The sequence below is a fragment of the Mangrovibacterium diazotrophicum genome (genome assembly GCF_003610535.1).
GTDB lineage: Bacteria > Bacteroidota > Bacteroidia > Bacteroidales > Prolixibacteraceae > Mangrovibacterium > Mangrovibacterium diazotrophicum.
This window is the reverse complement of sequence record NZ_RAPN01000003.1, coordinates 1-26,849: the sequence shown is the minus strand read 5'-3', so window position 1 is coordinate 26,849 and position 26,849 is coordinate 1. Positions and strand designations below refer to the sequence as shown.

At 44.6% G+C, this 26,849-nt stretch carries 21 protein-coding genes and 1 tRNA gene; 6 read left to right on the top strand and 16 right to left on the bottom strand.

Annotated elements, in window-relative coordinates; translation table 11 throughout:
- Positions 1 to 17 precede the first annotated feature (17 nt).
- Both BC643_RS18275 and BC643_RS18270 read right to left on the bottom strand, forming a co-directional pair.
- On the bottom strand, positions 18 to 1,235 hold the full coding sequence (locus tag BC643_RS18275; protein ID WP_120274727.1) for an efflux RND transporter periplasmic adaptor subunit: 1,218 nt from the start codon (positions 1,233 to 1,235) through the stop codon (positions 18 to 20).
- A 10-nt stretch (positions 1,236 to 1,245) separates the two neighbouring features.
- Positions 1,246 to 2,583 (bottom strand): TolC family protein, encoded by a 1,338-nt coding sequence (locus BC643_RS18270; protein ID WP_120274726.1) that lies wholly within the window; start codon positions 2,581 to 2,583, stop codon positions 1,246 to 1,248.
- Positions 2,584 to 2,853: 270 nt separating this feature from the next.
- On the opposite strand from BC643_RS18270, the gene BC643_RS18265 reads away from it, so the two are divergent.
- Positions 2,854 to 3,714 carry a helix-turn-helix domain-containing protein gene (locus tag BC643_RS18265; RefSeq protein ID WP_120274725.1) on the top strand — a complete coding sequence of 287 codons (861 nt, stop codon included), beginning with the start codon at positions 2,854 to 2,856 and terminating at the stop codon, positions 3,712 to 3,714.
- 59 nt (positions 3,715 to 3,773) lie between these two features.
- Here BC643_RS18265 and BC643_RS18260 read toward each other — a convergent pair whose 3' ends face one another.
- Positions 3,774 to 4,880, bottom strand: a complete 1,107-nt coding sequence (locus tag BC643_RS18260) for a LamG-like jellyroll fold domain-containing protein (protein ID WP_120274724.1) — start codon at positions 4,878 to 4,880, stop codon at positions 3,774 to 3,776.
- A 331-nt stretch (positions 4,881 to 5,211) separates the two neighbouring features.
- Between BC643_RS18260 and BC643_RS18255 the strand changes: the two genes are divergently transcribed.
- Complete coding sequence (locus BC643_RS18255; protein ID WP_120274723.1) at positions 5,212 to 5,724, top strand: NAD(P)H-dependent oxidoreductase; 513 nt, start codon at positions 5,212 to 5,214, stop codon at positions 5,722 to 5,724.
- Between the two features lie 66 nt (positions 5,725 to 5,790).
- Here BC643_RS18255 and BC643_RS18250 read toward each other — a convergent pair whose 3' ends face one another.
- Positions 5,791 to 6,441, bottom strand: coding sequence for an HAD family hydrolase (locus tag BC643_RS18250; protein WP_120274722.1), 651 nt, complete (start codon positions 6,439 to 6,441; stop codon positions 5,791 to 5,793).
- A gap of 267 nt (positions 6,442 to 6,708) precedes the next feature.
- Between BC643_RS18250 and BC643_RS23710 the strand changes: the two genes are divergently transcribed.
- Positions 6,709 to 9,009, top strand: coding sequence for an NADP-dependent malic enzyme (locus BC643_RS23710; protein WP_120274721.1), 2,301 nt, complete (start codon positions 6,709 to 6,711; stop codon positions 9,007 to 9,009).
- A gap of 213 nt (positions 9,010 to 9,222) precedes the next feature.
- Positions 9,223 to 11,865, top strand: coding sequence for a DUF5916 domain-containing protein (locus BC643_RS18240; RefSeq protein ID WP_120274720.1), 2,643 nt, complete (start codon positions 9,223 to 9,225; stop codon positions 11,863 to 11,865).
- 13 nt (positions 11,866 to 11,878) lie between these two features.
- On the opposite strand, the gene BC643_RS18235 is transcribed toward BC643_RS18240, so the two are convergent.
- The 11 genes from BC643_RS18235 to BC643_RS18185 form a co-directional block, all read right to left on the bottom strand.
- On the bottom strand, positions 11,879 to 13,840 hold the full coding sequence (locus tag BC643_RS18235) for a tetratricopeptide repeat-containing sensor histidine kinase (protein WP_120274719.1): 1,962 nt from the start codon (positions 13,838 to 13,840) through the stop codon (positions 11,879 to 11,881).
- Positions 13,841 to 14,013: 173 nt separating this feature from the next.
- Positions 14,014 to 14,712, bottom strand: a complete 699-nt coding sequence (locus BC643_RS18230; protein ID WP_120274718.1) for an urease accessory protein UreH domain-containing protein — start codon at positions 14,710 to 14,712, stop codon at positions 14,014 to 14,016.
- 1 nt (position 14,713) lies between these two features.
- Positions 14,714 to 15,451, bottom strand: coding sequence for a nickel pincer cofactor biosynthesis protein LarB (gene larB / locus BC643_RS18225; protein WP_120274717.1), 738 nt, complete (start codon positions 15,449 to 15,451; stop codon positions 14,714 to 14,716).
- Positions 15,448 to 16,623, bottom strand: coding sequence for a nickel pincer cofactor biosynthesis protein LarC (larC, locus tag BC643_RS18220; RefSeq protein ID WP_120274716.1), 1,176 nt, complete (start codon positions 16,621 to 16,623; stop codon positions 15,448 to 15,450). The genes larB and larC overlap by 4 nt, the downstream gene beginning before the upstream one ends.
- Positions 16,624 to 16,671: 48 nt before the next feature.
- Entirely contained in the window at positions 16,672 to 17,505 is an 834-nt protein-coding gene (larE, locus tag BC643_RS18215) for an ATP-dependent sacrificial sulfur transferase LarE (protein ID WP_120274715.1), read from the bottom strand.
- Positions 17,506 to 17,713: 208 nt separating this feature from the next.
- Positions 17,714 to 17,929: a DUF5522 domain-containing protein gene (locus BC643_RS18210; protein ID WP_120274991.1), complete on the bottom strand. Its 216-nt coding sequence runs from the start codon at positions 17,927 to 17,929 to the stop codon at positions 17,714 to 17,716.
- 80 nt (positions 17,930 to 18,009) lie between these two features.
- Entirely contained in the window at positions 18,010 to 19,233 is a 1,224-nt protein-coding gene (locus BC643_RS18205) for a bifunctional 3,4-dihydroxy-2-butanone-4-phosphate synthase/GTP cyclohydrolase II (RefSeq protein WP_120274714.1), read from the bottom strand.
- 74 nt (positions 19,234 to 19,307) lie between these two features.
- Positions 19,308 to 20,492 (bottom strand): glycosyltransferase family 2 protein, encoded by a 1,185-nt coding sequence (locus BC643_RS18200; RefSeq protein ID WP_120274713.1) that lies wholly within the window; start codon positions 20,490 to 20,492, stop codon positions 19,308 to 19,310.
- Entirely contained in the window at positions 20,485 to 21,690 is a 1,206-nt protein-coding gene (locus BC643_RS18195) for a glycosyltransferase family 4 protein (RefSeq protein WP_120274712.1), read from the bottom strand. Before BC643_RS18195 ends, BC643_RS18200 begins: the two co-directional genes overlap by 8 nt.
- Positions 21,691 to 21,696: 6 nt before the next feature.
- Positions 21,697 to 23,172, bottom strand: coding sequence for an LptF/LptG family permease (locus tag BC643_RS18190; protein WP_120274711.1), 1,476 nt, complete (start codon positions 23,170 to 23,172; stop codon positions 21,697 to 21,699).
- A gap of 63 nt (positions 23,173 to 23,235) precedes the next feature.
- A complete protein-coding gene (locus BC643_RS18185; RefSeq protein WP_120274990.1) occupies positions 23,236 to 23,619 on the bottom strand; it encodes an START-like domain-containing protein in 384 nt (127 codons plus the stop codon).
- Between the two features lie 178 nt (positions 23,620 to 23,797).
- Between BC643_RS18185 and BC643_RS18180 the strand changes: the two genes are divergently transcribed.
- Both BC643_RS18180 and BC643_RS18175 read left to right on the top strand, forming a co-directional pair.
- A tRNA-Met gene (locus tag BC643_RS18180) sits at positions 23,798 to 23,871 on the top strand.
- Positions 23,872 to 24,109: 238 nt separating this feature from the next.
- Complete coding sequence (locus BC643_RS18175) at positions 24,110 to 24,580, top strand: DUF3592 domain-containing protein (protein WP_120274710.1); 471 nt, start codon at positions 24,110 to 24,112, stop codon at positions 24,578 to 24,580.
- A gap of 439 nt (positions 24,581 to 25,019) precedes the next feature.
- On the opposite strand, the gene BC643_RS18170 is transcribed toward BC643_RS18175, so the two are convergent.
- Positions 25,020 to 26,849, bottom strand: a 1,830-nt coding sequence (locus BC643_RS18170) for a T9SS type A sorting domain-containing protein (protein WP_120274709.1), incomplete at its 5' end; no start/stop codon positions are given.

Genomic DNA, 26,849 nt, shown 5'->3' with positions numbered 1-26,849 from the left:
CACAGATTCCTTCCTGTTTACTTTTTGTTTTTGTTTCCTCCCGGAGGAGTTGGCATGAACGGGCTTCTGGCTTCGCTGCTCTCAGCATCACTACTGCCACTGCTTACCGTAGCCATGGAAACGATCAAGTCTGATCCTTCTTTCGGGCCCGACAACATTTCATAGTTGATTTCGTCAGTCTCACCAACAGTTACTTCCTGAGGATAAATCTTATTCCCATCTTTCACCCAAACCATTGTTTTAGAGCTCATGTCGCCGCCCGGCGCAGGCATTTCCACAGTTACTTCAGGGTGCTCTTCCTGGTATTTAGCCATTAGCTCAGCATTGGGTTGAAACTCAACGGCCAGGTTAGGCACCGACAAAACATTCACTTTTTCGGTTACATAAAAGTTGGCGTTGGCTGTCATTCCCGGCATCAATGTTTTATCAGGGTTTGGAGCGTTAATTACGACAGTGTAAGTCACGACCGATTCGTCATCCGTTGGATTCAAGTGAATTTCCTTCACCGAACCTTCGAAAATTTTATCAGGGAAAGCGTCTACCGTAAATTCAACCCGTTGATCCAATTTCACCTGGCCTATGTCAGCTTCATCCACATCAGCCTCAATCTCCATTTGAGTCAGGTCGTTGGCAATGGTAAACAGTGTTGGTGTTGAATAGCTTGCTGCTACAGTTTCACCTTCCTCCACATCGCGCTCCAACACGATTCCGTCGATTGGCGAGTAGATATAAGCGTAGTCCAGATTGGTTTTTGCTGTTTTATACTGCGCTTCTGCTGAGCTCACCGACGCTTTTGCAGATTCATAGTTATAAACCACTTCATCAAAATCGGACTGAGCAATCAATTTCTTATCAATCAACTTTTGATAACGTTCGTAAGTCGATTTTTGATAGTTGTACTCTGCTTTTGCTTTGTTGTAGGAAGCGACTGCTGAGTGTAATGACGAAGCCAGCGATTGGGTGTCGAGCACAGCAATCAACTGTCCCTCTTTTACGATTGAGTTATAATCGACGTAAATTTTATCAATACGACCTGAAACCTGGGTACCAACCTCAACGGTCTGTGTTGCCTCGATAGTACCAGTTGCCGTTACCGTATTGCTTATGGTTGAGCGGCCTACCTTTTCCGTTTTAATCGTAATCGGCTGTTCGCTGGTTCCGAACATTTTAAAGGCGAGCAACCCGATGGCGACTACGACTACAGCGATAATTGTGTATATCAACTTTTTTTTCATGACTGAATTTTTATTTGGTCAAACTAATTGGAATTCCTTTGTAGAAGTCTAAAATCTTAGAGCTAAATACCATGTTGTATTTTGCTTGAGTGAAATCACTTTCAGAGGTTATCATCGTCGTTTTCACGGTCAGAAAGTCTACTGAATTCAGCAATCCTTCCTGGTATTTTTCGGCGGCAACATCGTACGATTCTTTGGCCGACTCGTACTGCATTTCGCTCGCTTCGTACTGGGTTTGTGCGGTTACCACATCCAGACAAGCCTGTTCAATATTTTTGCGCAACTCGTTTTGGGTATCAACTTGGGTAAGCTCAGCTTGGCTGGTTGCAATCTTCGCCTGTTTTACACTGATTTTCCCTTGTTTATTTTGAAAAATCGGGATCGAAAGACTCAGACCAACCGTTGGTGTAAACTGATTTTTCAACTGTTCGCCGTAAGTGAAACCCGAAACATTGTCGGACCAACCGGTTGACAAGCCGGATGATAATGACAGGGTTGGCATCAAACTGGCTTTTGCAATTTTTTCGCTCAGCTTTTGGCTTTCCACATCAGCTTCCGCTTGTTTAATTTGTGGTTTAATCCCCAGCGCTTCCAGGTACACATCTCCGGATACCGGTGTTTCCTGAGTAGCAAGAAGGTTCGTAAAATCGGGCGTTTCAACTTCGAAATCAGTGGTCACCGGCAATTCCATCAACTGCATCAAAGTCAGTTTATTCATCGAAAGCGTACTTTTTGCGCTCGCTTCGGTCAACTTTTCCGATGCCAGTTCCGACTTAATTTGCAGATAATCTGAGCGGGAGATCACACCAACATCCATGCGTTCCTGCGCCAATGCCAGCGATTCCTCTGTAGCAGCAATTTGTTCCTGCGCGTTATCCAAAGCTTCCTGTGCATATAAAATTTCGAGGTATGCGTTCAGAACACTCAGCTCCAGCGCTTCCTGGATCGTTTCCGAACTGTACTGGTTACTTTCCAGGTTCAGCTGAGACTGTTTAATCTGGTTTTTCAGCTTTAAACCATTAAATATAGTCATCCCGGCGTTCACCGAGAAGCTGGTTGTGTTGTTGCGGCTACGGTCACCAAAATTGTTCGATTCGGTGTAAACCTCTTTATCCCAGCTGAAGTTCGTGCTTGCAGAACCAGTAAACGAAGGAAGCACATTCGCTTTGCTTTGCTCCAAATCCAGTTCCGAGTTTTGGGTTGTCAACTGCGACTGCAACACATTTACGTTTTGGCTCATGGCGTAATTCACGCAGTCCTCCAAAGTCCACTGCTTATCCTGCGCCTGCACCCCGATTAGGGAACCGAACCACAAGATGCCTGCTATTAAAAGTTTTCTTCGATTCATTTTTCAGTACATTGATGATTTGCCAACAAATGTACCGGGCGCACTATTCTTTATGAAAAGCGATCGAAGTTTGGGCTGATTTCACCGACGGATTGCCCGATTTTAAGTAGACGAATAAGCAATTTTCAGCGATAATTTTGAATTTCAAGACCGAAATGAAGGTGATTTAGCCCTGTATTCGCGCTAATTTTAGCAGGGAATTTGACTGAAAAATTCAATCTTTGCAGAAGCAAATCATCAATTGCGTCGAAGAGTTTTTAGAGGAAGAATATGCAAATCATCAATTTCGACAAGACAAGAAGAAGCACCGAATTATTGGTCGATAGCAGACGAATAAAAGAAATTGATCGTCGCTCTCCTTCCCTTCGGGAACCTCACACAACTACTTTTTACGAGCTGTTCTTTTTCACCCAGGTAAACGGCGCTTTAACTGCAGACGGGAATAAACTGGAACTAAACGGACCAACTGCTGTGCTATTTCCCCCGCTCGTCAATCGTCAATGGGACATTACTTATGATCCGGAATCCTTTCTTGTTTTCTTCGAGAGCGAGTTTATCGAAACTTTTCTCAACGACAATGCCTTTTTGCACCGATTGCATTTCTTTAGCTGCAGCTTGCGCGTGCCGGTTTTACCGATGAGCGAGGAACAGAAAAAACAGATTCTACCCGGAATCCTGGCTTTGCGCGAGGAATTGGAGAACTCCAAAGTCGATAGTATCTACTTATTGCGTTCGTACCTTTACCAACTTTTGCTTCAGTTTAACCGGTTTTATAATGACTACCACCAACTGGATGCGAACCTTTACCGAAACTCGGAAATCATCCAGTTTAAAAACCTTCTGAAGAAGCATATTCACAACAAGCAAACGGTACAAGCCTACGCCGAAATGATGAAAATGCCACGTAACCGCATGAACGAACTTTCGGTGAAAGTGTTTGGCAAACAAGCGCACCAGCTAATTCGCGAGGAACTGATACAGGCTATTAAAACAGACCTACTGAACACCAATTTATCGGTTGCTGAAATAAGCTATAAATACGAGTTTTCCGCTCCGTCAAATTTCACACGCTACTTCAAATCTCATGAAGGCATGACTCCTGCCGCCTACCGTGAAAAATACGGAGTTTGATAAGCAGATTAAGTTTTATACTTTAAACCAATTTCGCTGAAATATTATTTGACAGCTCACTATTCTTTATACAACGTCTTGATCTCATCTTCGGTTAAACCGCGGTTATATACTCTTAATTCGTCCAGTATACCATTAAAATGATTATTAGAGCCAGCTCCTCCTGAAATGATATTACCTATATACACGGGTTCCGTTTCATCACTAAAATAATTACTATATTCCCGTTGTTTTTTTGTACACAATACGCCGTCGAGCCAGCACTCTATCGAGGTTTCGGTTACATTTATCAGGCAGTGAGTCCATTGTTGTAGTTCGATACGAAGGGGATTTACCAAATCGTATGTAGCCGGATTCAATTCATTCTGAATATCTGCCTGTTCCATATATGATTTCAATTTGTCATGATAGGCATATGTATAACCATATTTATAAAATGTAATCGAAATATTATTGTCAGTTCTAGTCTCATCTGTATTTCCAAATGAATTCAGCATAAAACATCGACTCCCTCCATTTGACATATTGTATTTGGCTACAATTGTGCCATTATTTTCAATGCCATCAGATCCCCTACTATACATCCAAAATGAAAAACTCAATCCATTAATTGAATTCAATGTATTCTCAAGCTCAATATAATCCGTACTCCCGTTAAAGTTCAAAGCCTCAGATCGCATTCCCTGAACGTAATTCCCGTCAGTGAAGTCTATTCCATTATTCTGGCTATCGCTATAATCCATAACGTCCCCATCGAAAGGGTAATAGAGAATCATGCCATTAGTCGGGATATCAATATTATTAAGGTTGACAGTAACATTTGTTTGAGTTGATTTGTCCGCTGAATTTCTTACTTCAACGATCAAGTTGAAGACAGGATTCGTTTCAAAATCAATTGCATCTTCATTTTGAATTGTCAATAATCCATCATCTTCAGAAATGGAAAATGCATCATTTTCATTACCGCTAACCAAACTATATGTTAATGGTTTACTATCCTCCTCGTCAAAGGCTAAAACCTGACCCACAAGGGTACCTGTTTCGCTATTTTCATCAATAAAAAACACTTGATCCATTGTCTTAGGCGCCGCTGGACAATTCACCTTTTTACATGAATGCCCAACAATAGCAAAAAGGGCTGCAAACCAGATTAAACTTTTCTTCATACCTCGGTAGTCAATAATTAGTTTTTTATATTAAACAAATATAAAACTCCAAATCAGAAAAACAAAACATAAAATATACACTATTGACCTTTTTACTTCACGGAATAAAGGAGATAGTTTCTTGGCTACATTGCTCTAATAACGAATACACCCGTTCAGCATCTAAATAGAACATCACAAGGAAGAGCTATCCAATATTTTGAAACCGGTAAGAAAATACTCTATCATCTAATGTAAAAATTACTGGTCTGATAAGCATCCGTGCAAATTGATAAGGATAAAAACATCCCCAACTCTAACTTCGCAGTAGAAAATCTAAATTTTTATTGATATGTCAAAGTTAGTTGTTGTAACACATCCTAACATCAACCAATCACTAGTCAACCGTTTGTGGGTAGAGGAATTGTCAAGCCTCGGAGAAGATGTAAAAGTACACTCGCTGTACGAAAAATACCCTGATTTGAAATTCGACGTTGAAGCCGAACAAGCTTTGTTGTCGAAATACGACGAAATTATTTTCCAATTCCCGATTCACTGGTTCAATGTTCCTTTCGCGCTGAAAAAATACATAGACGAAGTTTTGGCTTATGGCTGGGCTTTCGGTCCGGGCGGCGACAATATGAAAGGAAAGAAAATTCGCATGGCTGCTTCGACCGGCGGAAACAAAGAAGCTTACGAAGGCGGCGTATCCTTGGACGACCTACTCCAACCAATGGCTATTAGCTTCAAATTCTGCGGATGCGACGTATTGCCAACACACCGTATTTATGGCGCAAGCCATGGTCTTGCTGAAGAAACCATCAAAACCAACGCAAAAGAATATAGCAGCGCTATTTTAGCCTGATTCCATTGCTGAACAATTTCATATTTACGAGAATCCTTTGTACCGGAGTGGTGCAAAGGATTTTTTTTATTGGAAAAGAGCAATCATTTCCATCGGTTCATCCACCAGCTTCTTCGCTCCCGACTTAATCAAGTCATCCCGATCGCGAAATCCCCAGGTGACGCCCAGCGCGTACATCCCGGCATTGTTCGCCGTTTTCATATCGGTATCACTATCGCCCACGTAAAGACATTCTTCCGGTTTCATCCCCATTGTTTTGGCAATCTCCAACGCAATGGTCGGATTCGGTTTCTTTAATTCTTCGGTAGTCATTCCTCTCACCGCGGCAAAATTATAGTGAAGTTTATCTTCAACCAATCCTTTGGTCAACGCGTCAGCTTTATTCGAAAAAACAGCCATCGGCAGATTTTGGTCGGACATCCAGTTCAACAGTTCCAATATTCCATCGTAAGGCACCGTTTTGTCTTTGTAATTTTCCCGGTAAACAACCATCATCTCCGCAAAACACCGATCAATCATTTCTTCGGTGCGCTCATTCTCCGGAAGCGACCGCTGCATCAACGAACGAAGTCCGGATCCGACAAACGAACGAACCGCCGCTCGATCGTGTTTTGGAAAACCATATTTCGCCATCACCACATTTACCGCATCTGCCAAATCGTCCAAGGTATCCAGCAGTGTACCGTCCAGATCAAAAATTACAGCTTTAAACTTCATCAATTCCAAATTTATTAGACTTCATCCAGTCAGAAATTAGTCCGGTAAAAGTAGTACAAATCAACCGCGCATCCCAATTATTTCGGCCTTCAACGAAAACCCACCACAGCCAAAATTAGCCCTACATTAAGCTTTCTTAAACTCCCCTTAAAGCACCGAACTCAACAATCTCATTTTCCACCGATTAACTAAACAACCCATTTGATTTCAAATATCAATTACAGAGAATAAGCTAACTTTACATGATTAAACAATTCACATAGAACTATGCCAGATCAACTAAAGAAAGATGCTTTGCTCTACCACACGCAAGGCAGACCGGGAAAGATTGAAGTTGTACCCACCAAACCATACAGTACACAAAGAGACCTTTCACTAGCATACAGCCCGGGAGTAGCCGCTCCCTGTTTAGAGATTGAAAAGAATCCGGAAGATGCCTACAATTACACCGCCAAGGGAAACCTCGTTGGCGTAATTTCGAACGGAACAGCCGTGCTCGGATTGGGCAACATCGGTGCCCTGGCCGGAAAACCCGTAATGGAAGGAAAAGGCCTTCTGTTTAAAACGTTTGCCGACATCGACGTTTTCGACGTTGAGCTCGATACCGAGGACGTTGAAAAATTCATTCAAACCGTTAAGATCATCGCGCCAACTTTCGGCGGTATCAACCTCGAAGACATTAAAGCGCCGGAGTGTTTCGAAATTGAAGAGCGCCTGAAAGCAGAGCTGGATATTCCGGTAATGCACGACGACCAGCATGGAACAGCCATCATTTCTTCGGCTGCATTTTTAAATGCGCTGGAAATAACCGGTAAAAAGATTGACGAAGTAAAAGTCGTAGTGAACGGTGCCGGTGCATCGGCCATGGCCTGTTCCAGACTCTACTTTTCGTTGGGAGTGAAACGTGAAAACCTGGTGATGTGCGACTCGAAAGGTGCAATCCATGAATCGCGCACCGATTTGAACAAGATGAAGCGCGAATTTGCTACCAGCCGCGATGTTCATACTTTGGCAGAAGCCATGTGTGGTGCCGATATGTTCCTTGGTTTGTCTGTCGCCGACTCTGTAACTGCAGAGATGGTACAATCCATGAATGAAACGCCCATTGTATTCGCACTGGCAAACCCAAATCCGGAAATAGCCTATGACATAGCGATGGCTTCGCGTCCCGACATTATTTTCGGTACCGGCAGGAGTGATTATCCCAACCAGGTGAACAACGTTTTGGGATTCCCTTACATTTTCCGCGGCGCTTTGGATGTTCGTGCCAAAGCCATCAACGAAGAAATGAAGATTGCCGCTGTAAAAGCACTGGCATCGTTGGCTAAAGAGCCCGTTCCCGAAATCGTTTCAACAGCCTACAACCAAAATACGATTAGTTTCGGCCGCGAATACCTGATCCCAAAACCACTCGATCCACGTTTGATTTCGACCATCTCGGCAGCCGTTGCCAAAGCAGCCGTTGACTCGGGCGTTGCCCGCAAAACGATGGTCGACTGGGATGCTTATCGTGACGAATTGGATCGCCGACTCGGACACGACAACTCACTGATCCGCACCATCCGCGACCGGATCAAAAACTCCGGGAAACGCCTGGTTCTGGCTGAAGGTACCCGATTGAACGTATTGCAAGCTGCACAATCAATACTGCAGGAAGGGATTGCTACTCCTATTTTATTGGGTAACCGCTCTCGAATCCTGCAAATAGCCGCCGAAAACAAAATTGAAATTGAAGGCGCTACAATTCTCGAATTCTACAGTGAAGAAGGAACTGCTTTGCGCGAAAAATATGCACAAGCATTGTTCGAGAAACGCCAGCGTAAAGGGGTAACACTGCCGGAAGCGCGTCGCATGATGCACGCCAACGAGTACTTCGGTATTATGATGGTGGAAATGGGCGACGCCGATGCGTTTGTTTCCGGCTACGCGACCAAGTATTCAGATACCGTACGCCCGATTAAACAGATTATTGGAACTAACAACCCCGGCAAGCACATTGCCGGCATGTACATGGTGATGACCAAACGCGGGCCTATTTTCCTCGCTGATACAACCATCATTAACCCGAATCCGGACGCCGAGGCATTGAAAGCAATTACCTTGTTGATCAACCGCACCGTGCGCCGTTTCAACATTGAACCGGTGATAGCCCTGTTGTCGCACTCCAACTTTGGATCGGTGCCCAAAGGAGATCCTGCTGTTCCGCGCAAAGCGGTGGAAATGTTGCACGAGGAAAATCCGGAGATCATTGTCGACGGAGAAATTCAGGCCAATTTTGCACTGAATAAAAAGCTACGGACTGAGAAGTTCCCGTTTGCCAAATGGGGCGAGAAGAATGTCAACACTTTGATCTTCCCTAGCCACGAAACGGCCAACATTACCCACAAGTTGTTGCACGAACTTTCTGGCTACGAAATTATTGGGCCAATCCTGCTGGGAATTGACAAACCAGTGCACGTATTGCCGATGGAAAGCTCGGTTCGCGAGATTGTAAACATGGCAACCATTGCGGTACTCGATGCTATTTTTACGAACGAATCCGAAGAAACGAAACTCGTCCACGTCTAAGTTCGAATAAAAAATTTTCAGAAAAAAGCCTGAATATGCCAATGTGTATTCAGGCTTTTTTGTGACTTGAAAACCATAAACGACCAGAATAATTCAGATTCATTTTACTGCTATCCAACACTTTCCTCTAAATAATTCACGATTGGTGTAACAATAGTTTTCGCTGATAGTCTTTCCTATTAAAGCCATCTACCGAAAACAAAAACACCTTTCATGAAAAAAATCACGCTGAGCATCATACTGGCGAGCTTGCTGTTTATACAATTGCAAGCTTTTTCGCAGGACGAGCCCATTGCGAAAAAAACCTACCAAACAGCCTTCACGTTGTCACCACCAACGATCGACGGATTTATGAACGACTCATGTTGGAATAACGTAGACTGGGGAAATGATTTTATTCAAACCCAACCTTACGAAAACAAACCGCCAAGCCAAAAAACAGCATTCAAAATCCTTTACGACGACAACAATCTCTATGTCTTCATTCGCGCTTACGACACCGAAGCGGATCAAATAAGCCGACGTATTTCGAGACGAGACAACTTCGACGGCGACATGGTCGAAATCAACATTGACAGCTATTACGACCAGCAAACAGCTTTCTCGTTTACCGCGATGGCTTCAGGAGCAAAAGGCGACGAAGCAGTTAGCAAGGACGGCAATAACTGGGACAGTAGCTGGAACCCGATTTGGTTTCTGAAGACCTCCATCGACGACAAAGGATGGTGTGCCGAGATGCGCATTCCATTCAGTCAGCTTCGATTCGGAAAAAAAGACGAGCACATTTGGGGAATCCAGGTGATGCGCCATATTTTCCGTCTGGAGGAACGCTCGACCTGGCAATTTATCCCCAAAGGTTCGCCAGGCATGGTGCACCTTTTTGGCGAGCTTCATGGCATTAAAAACATCAAACCCAAAAAGCAACTCGAACTGCTCCCCTACACACTGGCCAAAGTGGAGCGTTTTGAGAAAGACGGTGACAATCCGTTCCTCGATGGGAAGAAAAGCAGCTTTTCTGCCGGGTTGGATGGGAAGGCTGCCATCACCAACGACTTGACCCTTGATTTCTCAATCAATCCGGATTTTGGGCAGGTAGAAGCCGACCCCTCGGAAGTGAATCTATCAGCCTTTGAATCGTACTTTTCTGAGCGACGTCCCTTTTTTATTGAAGGGAAAGACATTTTTCAGTTTCAACCATCCAACACCATCGTCATAAACAACATGGGGGCCGACAACCTCTTCTACTCGCGTCGTATTGGACGCTTTCCGCATTATTATCCAGATCTGGATGACAATGAATACGCCGATTTACCGGAAGCAACGACCATCCTGGGTGCAATGAAACTCTCAGGGAAAACCAAAAAGGGACTTTCGATCGGAATTATGGAAAGCCTGACTGCGAACGAAAAAGCCACCATCGACAACAATGGTGAGCGACGTAAAGAATCGGTAGAACCACTCACCAACTACTTTGTAGGTCGGGTTTTGCAGGATTTCAAAAAAGGAGAAACAACCCTCGGAGGTATCGTTACGGCTGTCAACCGCGACATCGACAACCCCGCACTTAATTTTCTGCCAACGTCAGCTTACACCGGCGGAATTGATTTTAGCCACAGTTGGAAAGAACGAACCTGGTATCTGAAAGGAAACCTCGAATTCAGCCATATAGCAGGCGACGAAGAAGCAATTCTCGAACTTCAGCAATCGTCAGCCCGATATTACCAGCGGCCGGATGCAACACACGTTTCGGTCGATTCAACCCGAACCTCACTCTCCGGTTACGGCGGGACGCTCCGGTTTGGCCGATCAAGCCAAAAGCGCATTCAGTTCGAAACCAGCTTCACCCTTCGCTCGCCAGGACTGGAATTCAATGATATTGGTTACATGCGTCACTCCGATGTCATTCACCACGGAAGCTGGCTGGCCTATTATTTACGCGAGCCGTTCTCCATCTTTCGGAACTTCTACCTGAATACCAATTATTGGATGTATTGGGACTTTTCGGGGAAACGGCTATCGACTTTTGCCAACACCAATTTCAACTCGCAATTCAAAAATAAGTGGCGGCTGAATGGCAATTTCACCTGGATTAGCGAAAACACGTCAACCAATATGCTGCGCGGCGGACCTTCATTTATTGTTCCCGGTTCCAAAGAAATGAGCCTGAACATCTCGACCGACCAATCGAAAAAACTGGCATTTTACATGGGGAGCTACCACGGAATAGGCGACGTAAACTCTTATCACTACCAGGAATATTGGGGCGGAATGGAAGCCCGTCCGTTGAATGCACTTTCGATTTCCCTTGAACCGGCTTTCAGCATAAACGACAACAAACTGCAGTACGTCGATAACTGCGAGGTCAACGATGATCAACGCTACCTGTTTGCCACACTCAAACAGAAAACTGCAGTTTTCATTTTTCGCTTAAACTATACGTTCAGCCCCGAACTTTCCCTGGAATATTACGGGCAACCTTTTATCTCGGCAGGAAAATACTCGGACTACAAATGCATAACCGAACCGCATGCTGACCATTTTGCCGACCGTTTCCGACTATTCGGGGAAAACGAGGTCAGCTATGATACAAACGACAATACCTACACGTTTAGCGAAGATGGGATCGGGAGTTACACCATCGACAACCCGGACTTCAACTTTCGGCAATTTCGCTCCAATTTGGTTATTCGATGGGAATACAAACCGGGATCAACACTTTTTCTGGTTTGGTCGCAGGGACGAACAGGTTCTGTTCCGGACGGGTCGTTTGATTATGGTCGTGATTTCGGAGAATTATTTGACGTGAAACCTCACAACGTTTTCTTAGTGAAATTCTCGTACTGGTTCTCGTTGTAAAAGCCCGTTGTGACTATACAGCTGGCACAGTGAAGATAAAAGTAGATCCTTCACCTTCCATACTGTCCGCATAAATTTCGCCACCGTGCATTTCAACAAATTCCTTGCAAAGAAGCAGCCCCAAACCGGTACCTTGCTCGTTACCCGTCCCCGGCGTGCTCTCCACTGAGCGATGATCGAAGAGATGTGCTAATCGATCGGGCGGCATCCCCGTTCCATTGTCGCGAACAGAAACTTTCACTTTCCCTTTCTCCTCGGCCACCGACAAATTGATTTTGCCACCTCTGTGTGTAAATTTCAGCGCATTATTCACCAGGTTTACCAAAACGATCTGGACCAGGTTCTTGTCGGCGGTAACCAAAACGCCTCCCGGCGCGCTCAGTTGTATTTCAATTTCTTTTAGTTCCGAATGATTTTCGAACATTGACACAACGTCCAGCGCCAAGTTGGTCATATCAAATTTCTCTTTAACCAGGTTGATTGTTCTTCGCTGTGACCGAGCCCAGGTGAGCAAATTCGAAATCAACCGGTAGGCCTCCTCCGAGGTGCTGTGTATCAAACGCCCATTATTTTTTGCGTTTTCCAGATCTCCCTCATCCAAATCCTCCATCAACAACTCGCTGGTTCCGATCAGCACGTTAAATGGGCTGACCAAATCGTGCGAAACAATGGAGAAAATTTTGTCCTTTGCCTGGTTAGAATGGGCAAGCTCAGTGCTCAGACGAGCAATAATACGATTTCTCAACATGAGGATAAACGAGAAGATGATCAGTAAAATGATGATCAGAACTGCATAAATCTGAACCTTCCTCTTTGATTTCAAATCCTGTGTAACCGTGTTCAATTCTTCCTTAATATGAAAGCGATCTTTCATTTCGGAAAGGGTTTGAAATTGTAATGCCAAGAAAAGTGAGTCATACGCTTGAATGTAGCTTTGGTAATTTTCTGCCGCTTTTTTATAATCTTCCGACTGGTGATAATATTCTCCCCGGGCTTTGTAAACTTTCAAAATATCGGGCGCAATGTTCGATCTTTGCGCGTTGATAAAAGCATCGTCCAGTAAATGCTCTCCTTCCTCTAGTTTACCTTTCGCCGCCATCACTTTCGCCAATCCCAGCTGGCTGTCTATTTCGCCGGAGAAGTTACGCCGATCGCGTGTTAGCTTCATCGCCTCTTCAAAATAGACCATTGCTGAATCCAGTTCGTTCTTCTGCAGGTAAACATCACCGATCCCCTGCATCGAATAGGCCATGTAATTTTTATTGTCAATTTGCGTATGCTTCTGCAACGATTGCTGAAAATACTGCATCGCCTCGTCCGTTTTCCCCATCAAATACAAGGTTCTGGCAACTTCCAGATTCGCGGAAGCAATCCCGACTGAATCATCAAAAGTCTCACGCAGTGAAATCGCTTTCCGGAAATAGTCCAATGCTGCATTGTATTTTCCATCAATGCGATTTAGCGCTCCGAGGTTGATGTAACTGTATGCAATGCCGCGCGCATTGCCAAGCCGCTCGAAAATCGACATTGACTTTTCAGCATATTCGAAAGCCAAGGGAACATTTCCGATGGTATAAAATGCATCACCAAGATTATTGTAGACGTAGGCGATTTCAACCGAATCCTTTTCTGCTAAACAAATCGGCAGGCCGAGATCGTAATAGGACATGGCTGTCCGTACGTCGTATTTGTAATGCTGATAAATTACTCCCAAGTAATTGTAAAGCGTTCCAAGTTCCTTCTGAAATCCTTCTGCTTTTGCAATTCCAATTGCCTGTAGCCCGTATTCAATTGCTTTTTCTGTTTGGCTTTCCCGGTTTTGCCAACATTGGTCGGAAAGTTTCTGAACCAGCTGAAGCCTGGACAACTGATCCGAAGGTGTCGATTCTTCGGAATCGGACTGTTGTCCATAAAGCGGAGAAAAGAACACAGAAAACAGCAAACATGTTAGCGCGCAAACAATAGTCCTGCCCATATTAAATCGGATTTTTTTAAAGATAAAAAATACAATTAGATAAGTAAATCAAATAGATGCTGTTTCTTGGCATTCGTTCGTTTGGGTGAAAAGCTCCCCTGATAGTCCAGAAAAAAGAAAGTCCGGTTTCTGTGTGAAACCGAACTCCCATTATTTCTATTTATTTTGTTTTGCTACCAGCCCAGGAAGACCATCCCGGCACCACTGATCAGGATGACCACACCGGCCAACAAATGCACATAACGCTCCTGGTGTTTGAAGTTGACGAAAGAAAAACCTTTGTGTCCCAAATAGACGACAGTCATCATCGTTGTAATTGTACCAATAGAGAAAATGGAAGCCACGGCTGCCATTCCAGCTACACTATGCGTGTATGCCGGAACCATCAACAATGGAATCAGTACTTCGCAGGGGCCAAACACAAAAATCAAAAAGATGATCCAAGGCGTGATATTTACTTTTTCAGCTTCCTCTTCCGTCACCGGTAAATGATGATGTTCACGCACTTTCTTCGGCATCAGAAAAGTTGGCAGATGGGCATGATGCGAACTCCGGATATATTTATAAATACCATAAAGTGTGTACCCTACGCCGAAGGCAAACAAAAGCCAGGCAACCAGCTCGCCGCGAAAAGCTTCAATACCATTCAGCTTACTTAGGGAAGTTCCCAACGCAATACCAATAGCACCAATCAGAACGGAGCTCCCAACGTGTCCGATCCCTGAGAAAAATGTTATCCACATGGTTCTGCGGGTCGACCAATTACGCGCCTTGCTAATCGCTATAAAAGGCAAATAGTGGTCGGGGCCCAACAAGGTATGAATAAAACCCAGCGACAACGCCGTAAACATGAGAACCTGAATATCGTTCATCTTACAATTTATTAATCAATGAGGCCTGACAAGCAGCGCCGAATCCGTTATTGATATTGACCACACTCACACCGCTGGCACAGCTGGTCAGCATCCCCAGCAAGGCCGACACGCCTTCGAAATTTGCCCCGTAACCAACACTGGTTGGTACTGCTAAAACCGGCTTATCAACCAATCCGCCAATTACGCTTGACAAAGCACCTTCCATGCCTGCCACCACGATAATCACCCGGGCGTTGCGAATTAGCTCCAGTTTGTGAAATAACCGGTGAATACCTGCCACACCAACATCGTAGACCGACTCAACCCGATTCCCCAGGAAACGAGCTGTTTCCACCGCCTCTTCAGCCACAGGCATGTCAGACGTTCCGGCAGCCACAACGGCAATGTAGCCTTTATCGTTTTCGTATTTACTTTCCCTGTAGATGATTGTCTTCGCTAGTGGATTATACACTGCTCCAGGTATTAACTTTTGTACTTCTTCGTACATTTCCGGTGTAGCCCGCGTAGCCAAAACATCAATTCCTTTCTGGTGCATCCGCTCGGCAATTTGAGCAACCTGTTCCGCTGTTTTTCCGGAGGCATAAATCACCTCGGGCAGACCTGTTCGCTTCTCGCGATCGGTATCGATCGTCGCAAAGCCCATCTCCTCAATGCCGTGCGAGGGCAAATTCTCCAGAGCCTGCGTTAAGGTAATCTCACCGTTTTTATATTGTTCTAAAATCTCACGAGGGCTCATGCTTCCAACTGGTTATAGACCATTTTTTCAATTTCACGAATGCTCAAACCGTGTTCACTCGCTAATTTCTTGCAGTCATCAGCTTCTGCTTTCGATTTTAACAGCCGTCCGTTGTAATAACTTTGCTTTACCCGAACCGTTCCATGGCTAATTTTAACCTCGATTTCCTGACGAGCCAGCATATGTTTTTGCACGCGGTATTCGCGAATCCCCAAAGAGGTACTGTGCGTGAAAACAATAGTCTTCATTTTCGCAACCAACTCGGGTGAAGAAAGAACAGACAAAGTCACTGCCGGGCGCGATTTTTTCATGATGATCGGCGTCAACCAGGCATCGCTCGCTCCTGCATCAAAGAGTTCGTTTAAAATGAAGTCATAATGTTCGGGGTTCATATCGTCGATGTTGCTTTCGAGCACGACCGCCTCAACGGTTTCTACATCCGATGAAGATTGCTCGCCTTCTAACAGGTACACTCGAAGAACATTCGCCACTTCAGCATCTCGATTCCCGATTCCGTAGGCCGTTTTTACAATGGGCAGTTCAACGTTTGGTGTGAATTGATCAACCATTGCCGCCAATATGGCCGCTCCGGTTGGTGTAGTTGCCTCGTGGTTTACCAAGCCCGTTTTCACAGGCAAGCCTTCAACTATCAGGGCTGTTGCCGGCGCAGGAACAGGCATGATGCCGTGCGCGCATTTTACTGTTCCGCCCCCCAACTGAATCGGCGACGAGATAACTTTGTCCACTTTCAGGTAATCGAGGCAAATGGCTGCCCCTACAATATCTGCTATCGAATCCAAAGCTCCCACCTCGTGGAAATGTACTCGTTGGATGTCGATGTTGTGCACTTTCGCTTCCGCTTCCGCAATCAAACGGAAGATCTTCAAGGCGTTTGTTTTCACCGTATCAGAGAGTGTGCTGTTATTGACAATCTCTTCCACATGCCGCAAATGGCGATGCTTCTCGTTGTCCGGATTTTCGATGATCACATCGGCTTTGGTTCCGTTGATTCCGCGCCGCTGATCTTTTTTGATTTCCAGGTGAAACCCTTCAATATTGAGTTTCTCCAGTTCCTGTTTCAGGTAATCTGCATCAACCCCAAGGTCAATCAGCGCCCCGAGGTTCATATCTCCGCTGATGCCGGCAAAGCAGTCGTAGTATAATATTTTCATTTTTCAGTATTGAGAATTGAGAATTAAGTCGTGAGTTTTTTTTTTGTCTCAGGACTCACGTCTAACGTCTTCTTTTCTATTTAGCACCCGGTTTAATTTTCCCGACACCAAACCCTCCCGATCGATTTTAACTTCATCGAAGCCAAAGGATTTTATTCTATCAACGACTTGATGTTCCATCGCAAAAAGTCGTTCAATTTCCGACTGTTGAACTTCAACCTGCCCGTATTCTCCATAATGACGAACTCGAACATCCGCAAAACCCAACTCGTTCAGGAAATCTTCAGCCGCTTCAACTTGCTTCAGCTTTTCGCGGGTAATCTGATGATTATACGGAATACGGGAACTCAGACACGGGCTCGCCGGTTTATCCCAGTTCGGTAGGCCGAAACTTCGGGCAATCTCGCGAATTTCTTCTTTCGTCAGCTTACACTGCGCCATTGGAGCCAACACTTTGTACTGAGCCGCTGCCTGCAAGCCCGGTCGGTAGTCACCCAAATCATCAACATTGGTTCCACTTAGCACATCAAAATCCGGATATTTATCCTTGATCTGCTGCAAATCGTGAAACAAGTGTTCCTTGCAAAAAAAACAACGGTTTTCAGGATTTTGATTGTAGCGCTCATCTACCAATTCTTCGGTTTTGATGACTTCCAGTTTAATATCGAAATCGCGGCAAAAGCGTTGTGCCAGTTCAAAATCCTTCGCTTTCAAGCTCTCTGAATTTGAGATGACGCCAATCGCGTTTTCTTTTCCCTGAAACTTGCGCGCCAGGAAAAGCACCAAAGTTGAATCGATTCCGCCGGAAAAAGCAACAATAGAGCCTTTTCGCTGTCGAAACCATTCTTCCAATTCGTGTAATTTATCTTGTATGTTACTCATGATCGACACAAAACGTAACACCTTTATTTCTTTTAGTGTTACTCATTAAGCAAGTTTACGCATTATTTCGCAATAACAGGGAAACAGCATTTTCTAAATAAGGAGGAAACGGGAAAATTGTTTGACGTGCGACAGACTTATTTCACTCACCCGGCACTTATACTCCGCGAACGGGCATAAAAAAAGCTGTCTGGACGACAGCTAATTCTTACAAGTTATATTTTTTAGCCACATCGGGCCTTAATTTTCGATTTCCTTTTTGTGCTTTTGGGTCGTAAGGACAATGACGACAACCATTGGAACAACAGTAACCGCGCTTTACCAAATAGCTTTCCGTCATTACGCGATAACCTTCCTTGGTCAAATAATAGTCAACACCTTCTACTGATTCGTCGTAGCTATCGCTGAAAAGATGATCGAACATTCCCATTTTTCAAGTAAAAAGTTAAAAGGCAAAAGTTTGAAAGCGTTAGGTTTCATCTTTCTATTTGCCGCGTTCAAGAATCAATCGTATTTAAATTTTTGCAGGTAATGTCCCATCCGATCACGTTTGGTTTTCAGATAGCGCTGATTGAATTCATTCGGTTCAATCTCAATATTGACGATCTTGGTAACCTTCAGCCCGTAACCTTCAATACCAACACGTTTTACCGGGTTGTTAGTCATCAGCTTCATTTTCTTCACACCAACGCTTTGCAAAATCTGGGCACCAACTCCGTAGTCGCGTTCATCAGCCTGAAAACCGAGATGCAAATTCGCTTCCACGGTATCCATTCCTTCGTCCTGCAACTTGTAGGCAGCAATCTTATTCATCAAACCGATTCCGCGTCCTTCCTGCATCATGTATACAATCACACCTTTGCCTTCTTTTTCAATCATCTGCATGGCCTTATGCAATTGTTCTCCACATTCGCAGCGGAACGAACCAAAAATATCGCCTGTCATACAAGACGAGTGCATGCGCACCAAAATCTCTTCGTCCTCTTCCCAGGTTCCTTTTACCAAAGCAACATGCTCCATTCCGTTTGATTTCTGGCGGAAAGGAATGATATTGAAGTCGCCGTATTTAGTCGGCATTGCTACTTCTTCACCACGAACGATCAAGCTTTCTGAATCCTGCAGGTAAGCAATCAGGTCTTTGATGGTAATAATTTTCAGGTCGAAACGCTCCGCAACCTGCATCAATTCGGGCAGGCGAGCCATCGTACCGTCTTCGTTCATGATTTCAATTAAAACACCAGCGGGCTGCAAACCGGCTAATCGAGCTAAGTCAACAGCAGCTTCTGTGTGCCCTGCACGACGAAGCACGCCACGATTTTTTGCTTTCAAAGGAAAGATGTGCCCCGGACGGCCCAGTTCTTCCGCCTTTGTATCCGGATTTACCAGTGCGCGAATCGTTTTTGAACGATCACTGGCTGAAATTCCCGTGGTACACCCGTAGCCAATTAAATCAACCGACACCGTGAAAGGCGTCTCATGCGAGGAAGTATTTCTCCCGACCATCAGATCGAGCTCCAGTTCTTCACAACGGCTTTCGGTTAACGGCACGCAGATCAACCCGCGACCATGCGTGGCCATAAAATTTACCTTTTCAGGAGTCATCAATTCGGCGGCTGCAATAAAGTCACCTTCATTCTCGCGATCTTCGTCGTCGACAACAATCACCAAATCACCATTTTTAATGGCTGCGATCGCTTCAGGAATCGTATTTAATTTGAACTCGGTCATTATAATCTGTTGGTTTTCAAAATGCCGCTGCAAAACTAAGCAATTTTATCGATTTACAAATGACTTTTGACCGCTCAGGCGCGCTCTGCCTTCTCCCAGGTTACCGGCTGTGTCCCTTTCAAAAACCTAAAAAGCCCTCTGATTGCAGCATAATTGATTGCAGTAAAGTAGTACGGTATATAAAATAACTTGTTGCCTGTACCATCGCCTTCGCGCTTAAAGCCCACAAAAGCAAACAAATACCACAAACATTGAAGAACCAGAATCGAGATGTAAATTAATTCTAAAGAATTTTCAGGTTTTACAAGTACGAGATAGATATTGCTCAGAAAAGCCAGCAAAATCGCCCATGGCGCCAATGTCCAGCGTAAAATTTTGTGTGAAAAATACTGCCAGCTGAGCCATCCAAACCGAAACGGATTGAGTAAAAACGGCATTCGAACCATCGCCTGCAGTCCGCCGGCAGCAATCCGGCTCTTTCTCTTCAGCTCTTCCCGAACATTCATCGATCCTTTTTCCAAAGCCACAGCATCCGGTTCGTAGACACAGCGAAAACCCTCCGCTACCATTTGCATGGATATTTGAAAATCATCCAACAGGCAGTCTTCATCAACCGGTCTGAAGAGTTCGCGGCGAATCGCAAACAATTCCCCTGCTGCTCCAACAACCGAGCTCAACTCCGATTCCATTCTTTTCATTCGGGATTCCAACTTCCAGTACAAACTCTCTCCGGCAGCAGCCACATTAATTTCATCGGCTTTCACCACTCGCTTTTCGCCGGCGACACAAGCGACATTTCCATTCCTGAAATGCCGAACCAGATGTAAGAGTGAATCCGGGCCCAGCAAAGTGTTGCTATCCGTAAAGACAACAATGGGCGCTGTTACATATTGCATTCCCCGGTTCATCGCATGCACTTTTCCCAGTCGCTCGGGTAAATGCTGCACCTGTACATCGGGATATTGCTTCAATAATTCGGGTGTTTTATCAGTTGAACCATCGGTTACCCAAAGCAGCTGAAGTTTTTCCTGCGGATAGTTCAACTGAAATGAATTTTCAACTTTGGCGGCAACAAAAGCAGCTTCATTATAGGCCGTCACAAACAGGCAAATCTTCGGCAAGTTGCCGGCAGCACTCTGATTCTGATTTACGGAAGAGAAAAGTCTCCTTATACCAACAACGATAGCCAAAAGCAATCCATAACCGCCAAAAGTGTATCCGACGATGATTACTGCGATCCAGAAGAGCGCCTCAGCCATTCAGTTGTTTCTTGTAAAAATCGACAAGGGAAGACACAATCGCGAGGTTGTCAAACTTTTCGCGAATGAATTCGACAGCGTTCTTACAAAGCTTCTTGTAAAGAGCTTTATTCTCTATTAACTCACTAACTGCATGAACAAACTCATGAGGTTCGTTTGCAATCAGAATATGTTCGTGGTCTTCTGCAGCAATACCTTCAACACCAATCGTCGTCGAAACAATGGCTTTACCCAAAGCAAGTCCTTCGACAATCTTGATTCGCATACCCGAGCCCGAGCGAAGTGGTACGATCATGACCGCTTTTGAGTTCATGAACTGGTAAGCATCTTCGATTTCACCAAGGAAAACAACATTCGCTAATTTGAGCTTCTGCGCCAACCACCCGGGTGCATTCCGGCCAGCTATATAAAATTTTAGTTCCGGGTATTTTCGGTAAATCAACGGCCAGACATTGTTGATAAACCACAGCAAACCTTCCTGATTTGGACCCCATTCCAGAGACCCGATATGAAAGAGTGATGGAAATTCCAGGTCTTTCGCGGTAGGAACAAGTGTCGAAAAATCAATCCCTGTTTGCGAGGTAATCCGTGGTTTTCGATTTCCGAGTTTGTCCAGCATTTCACCATCCCTTTCGGTTATCGACACCAAAACATCCCATTCATTGATGTAGCTCATCCCGAATTTTTTGATCCGACGCGTCAAGATGGAGAGATAAATTCGTCGGAAACCACCGGACAATTTACTGGAACGTTCCCAGATTTCATATTCGATGTTGTGTGCACGGTAAGCGATTAACGCCTTGCTATACTGCTTGATCAAAGGAATATAAGGACACAAATACAGGCCTTCCAACTGGATGACATCAAACTCCTTTTCCTTTAATAATTTGATTAACGCTCGACTGTAATCTTCACTAATAAATCGAGCGGCAATATACGGTAGGTCGGAGAAGAGAAAATTAACCAAACCTCCCCAGAAAGTTATTCTCGCCGGTACATCAACCAAATTGAAATCGATCTGTGCAGCTAAATGCTCCGGTATTTCATCCAGGCGCGTATTATGCTTTTCGGTACGCATGGCCAAAATACTGACCTGGTGTCCCAAGATGAAAAACCCTTTCGACAACGTCAGCGTTGCAATTGCCCCACCATCAGTTGGTGGCCAGGGAACCTTGTTCGTTAGCTGTAGAATTCGCATGTACTGTTAATCGGCTTTATTTTTCCTTCTGAGAACGTAATTTACAAAATTTTTGATTTTGTATTGATATGTTTCCACATTCATTAATCCCGAATCGGTTGCTGCTTTATAGGTTAGGAAGAAACCAAGCGGGAAGAAAATTGCCGTTGCCAGCCACATACCTTCGGCCATCGTCCACACGTCCTCTCGCGACGCCTTTTCACCCGAAATAGAAACCATGTAATACAGAATGAACATCAAAATGGAAACCACAGTTGGCATACCCAATCCACCCTTTCGAATGATCGCCCCCAAAGGTGCCCCAATAAAGAAGAAAATCAAACAAGCAACCGACCAGGTAAACTTGCGATGCTTTTCCATTGTGTACTTGTTCAGGTTTTTCTTGATGTTATACAATTCGAAGATATTCTGATCGATGGTCTGTTTGTTCATTCGTGCCTGGCTCAATGCAGTGCTGTAGATTTCGTCCCGTTCCATCGGGTCCAATGCCGACATAATGGAATCGTAATCCAATTGCCGATTTTCCAACATCGGATGATAAACGCGCAACGAATCTTCCGTATTCGTCAAATCCACCACCGAGCGATTCAACTTCTGGTTATACCGCATATTAATCGCAAAACGGCGAACCCGGTAGTTATAATCCGTGTAAAGCGAATCTTCCACATGCTCCAGCTGTTGAAGCGTCAACATCCGGTACATATTCCGAAGATTATCCTCATCAGTTCTTTTAAAGTCGAATCCTTTCAACGGGACAGTCACAACCTGTTCGTGAAAATGGGTCCTGCGGAAAGTGTATCGTTGCGTTCTTCGGTTTTCACGGGGATTCTCGTCCACGGCATTTTCCCCGTCAAACAAGGTCATGATCATGAATTTCTTGTCCTCTGAGATTTTCATAAAACCCGAATCGGCAACCGTAACGGACACATTCCCCTGGTTGTCGCGATGATCATATATCAGGATTTTATACAGCATGTTGGTCTTCTTGCTTTTTCGGTCGACCTTGATGCTATAGCCATCAATATCATTGGTAAAGATCCCCTCGGTGATTACCATCTCCGGCTTCTGCTTCTTGATACTGGCCATTAAAGCACCAAACTTGAGGTTACTTTGCGGCAGGATATTATTCGAGAAGTAAAATGCAAACAAAGCCAAACCGATCGCGACAAACATGAGCGGTTTCATGATGCGGAACAACGAGATTCCGGAAGCCTTCATCGCAACCAGCTCGTAATTCTCGCCCAAACTCCCAAAAGTCATAATGGATGCCAGCAAGGTAGCGAGCGGAAAAGCCATGGGGATCAACCCCATGGAAGCGTAAAGCAAGAGCTCGGCAACAATGCCCCACTCCAGTCCCTTCCCAACCATGTCGTCAATGTATTTCCATAAAAACTGCATGAGCAGGATGAAAACACAGATAAAAAAGGTCATGAAAAAAGGGCCTAAAAAGCTCTTCAGCACATATTGGTGTAATCGTTTCATTTTATTCCTTTGGGAAACGATACAAAACTATACTATTTTGGAGAAAATTAAAGTTAAATCGGGTTAACAACCAAGCACTCTTTTCAAATCAGAAATCTGGGTATTCCAAAGTTCTGTTGTTTCTTCTTCATCACCATCGTCTGCAAAATCGGTAATCAGCAGGGTCACATCCCCGGTCAGCTCATCTTTTGTAATCAGAAATTCGAAGTAGGTATCTTCGTCCTCATCATCGTCCCACTTGAAGCGGACAACCCGACTATCGCGGTTTTGCACCATTTCTGCAACTTGTTCCGAGCCATCCCAAATGAATGTGTAGCGTTTTCCTTTCACATTTACATCGTCGGCAAACCATTCGGTAAGACCTGAAGCGGTACTCAACCGATTATACAAAACACTGGGGGAACATTTTATCGGGAATTCTAATTGGATTTTGGTTTTCGCAGTCATGGTTGTTCTTGTTTGTCGCAATATAGTTATAATCGGGTAATTAACCAATGCCATTAAAAATCGGAAAAAATTTTTGAAAAAAATTCTTGCAAATGGTAAATATTTAATGCTATATTTGCACCGCAATTTTGGAACAGCGCACAACACGCGCAGCCTCCAAAAACGTTCAAAAAATGATGGCGAGGTAGCTCAGCTGGTTAGAGCGCATGATTCATAATCATGAGGTCGGCGGATCATGCCCGCCTCTCGCTACTGAAATAAAGAGGTTACAACGATCAAAAGTTGTAACCTCTTTTTATTTGCATGCAATTTGTGAAAATTCCCCAAGCATTTGCGTCTCAACTCCTCAACCTGTCCGCACGACTACTTCACTCGGGGAAAGACACTTAAAATGATCAGACTTGTCCTAAAGACAGGTCGAAAAATGTGCAGGAAGGAGATTATTTATATTCTTTTTTGCTCTATCTTGAAAGAAATAAACTAAAACCAGATGACAGCAATTCAGCAATTTCAACTCTCGGGGCTCATCCTTGTATTAGTAACAATCCCCATAATTGCCTACACTGCCAAATTACTCCTACTGGCAAAACAATCAGCCAAATGGCCCAGTACCAGAGGCGTAATCGTAACAGGTTTTGACTTGGAAGTCTCCGGTCGATTAAACTTTTTGTATGAATACACAGTCGACGGAACTAGACACCAAGGCGGGAAACCGTTTATCGCAACCTCATTTAAACGAATTGAACGAGAAAAAATAGCACAACTTACCATTTCTTATCCCATAGGAAGACAAGTCGAGGTTTATTACAAACCCGAAAAACCGAAGATATCAACACTTGAGCCGGGGCGAAGTGAAGGCCTCAAATCCGGAATATTCCTGGTAACTATCTTCTTCATAATTGGTTTATTTGCTGCATTAAACCCCGAGTTGGCCCTGCAATTTGTATCTAATCTGTTTTAAATATCACCTCAAATTTTGTCCGTTGCTGGCTAAATTATTCCATTTGTATTTCGTGAATAAAGTTAGAAGATTGCTGCCGCCATCGGATTTAAGCAAAACAAAAGACTCTCCTATTTGTGGCAAATTGGCCCTGATTAAAATATGGGTTAGGTGAGAATTATGAAAAGACAAAGCTAACACGAATTACAAAAAACGCCGCTCTGAGAAACGAGTTAGAACAACCTTCGATCTTCGAAAAGAGTCTACACAGACATATTCAGACGCAACTAAGAGAGAGCCAATATAACTTGACTCTCCCTTTTTTTTGAGTTTTTGTCGAACTCGGAAGAAACCGGACACTCTTGCCCGGCTTCTTCATTGATTCCAGAAATACTACTCTCTACCTCGTATTTAAAAAGTAGTCTTGGTCAGAAATGAATCTGTTCTGTTTTTATTTAAATCATTTCTGTTCCTGATAGATTAATTCTCCGTTCAGAACGGTGTCTCCCAAGATAAACCGATAGATATAAGTTCCTGAGACAATTCCTTCCGGAGCATAGGTCACTTTCACAAACTCACCTTCAGTTACCAGCTGCTTCAGAACAGTTGCAACTTTCTGACCGAACATATTGAACATTTCAATCGTTGCTTTTCCATCCTGATTAGCTGTAAACTCAAACGTGATATTATCTGAGAACGGGTTCGGATATGCCGTAATCGTCGTTGCAGATTTCAAACTCAAAGTCGTAAATGTTTGTGATGCATCGAGCGTTGAAGCCTGAGCTAAACTACAGTTTCCTGGCAATGGTGTATTGTCCGTACAGTTAGGTACAGCATCAATCATACCCGTACTTCCAACCTCATAGTATTCTGGGTTAGAACCATCATCAATGTAGGTTTTAAACCAGTATGAGCTTGTTGGAGCAGGAGAAGTATAAGAAGCTCCAATAATCGACTTCACATCATACTTGACACCAAGAACATATTTAACACCGGCTGTTGCTCCGCTAACTGACATATGAGCCACACTATTGTCGGTTCCATCTACCGAAACTTCAACAGTACTCAGTTTATCGCAATCCTCATCGAACAACTTAATGTCTAACTGAGCAACACTAAACAGCTTATCAAGAGCACCATCATTTCCTTGGTCCACTCTGATATCAAATGAACTCGATGGAGCGACAACATAAGTGTAATAGAAGAATACACCAGGTACGGCATTACCTACTGTGCCACCTTTCTTCTTGCTTGGCGTGTAACAAACATTATACAACTGAGTCGCTGACTCTGTGCGATAGTGACAACAAGTGGTCTGCGTTGGGAAGATGTGGTCGCATGGAAGATTCGGAATCGTCACCTCACAACTTGTAGGACAGTTTTTAGAATCCCAAACCTCGACCTCATGCAGACCTGGTGTCAATGCAGTAGCTACCGCTGTGGTCTCTCCGTTATCCCATAAGTACGTATAGCCAGGTGTACCTCCGCTCGGTGTAACCTCAGCACTTCCATTTGGCCCCTCACACTCTGCCGAAGCTAAAACCTTCGTAGAACAGCTAATTGGAGGGTTTACAATCACATCCACATCATCCGTAGCACTACAGGCCACTCCGGCTGTCGGACTGAAGCCGGTATCCGTAACTGTTACACTGTAATTCGTGTCACTGGTCGGACTGACGGTGATCGACGCGGTCGTTGCTCCGGTGGACCACAGGTAACTGTAGCTACCCGAACCGCCGCTTGGTGTAGCCGTAAGCGTTACCTCGTTGTCTTCATAACAGACGTAAACATCTGTTCCGGCATCAACACTGATGGCCGGGTTGACAATCACATCCACATCATCCGTAGCACTACAGGCCACTCCGTTTGTCGGACTGAAGCCGGTATCCGTAACTGTTACACTGTAATTCGTGTCGCTGGTCGGGCTGACGGTGATCGATGCGGTCGTTGCTCCGGTGGACCACAGGTAACTGTAGCTACCCGAACCGCCGCTTGGTGTAGCCGTAAGCGTTACCTCGTTGTCTTCATAACAGACGTAAACATCTGTTCCGGCATCAACACTGATGGCCGGGTTGACAATCACATCCACATCATCCGTAGCACTACAGGCCACTCCGTTTGTCGGACTGAAGCCGGTATCCGTAACTGTTACACTGTAATTCGTGTCGCTGGTCGGGCTGACGGAGATCGACGCAGTCGTTGCTCCGGTGGACCACAGGTAACTGTAGCTACCCGAACCGCCGCTTGGTGTAGCCGTAAGCGTTACCTCGTTGTCTTCATAACAGACGTA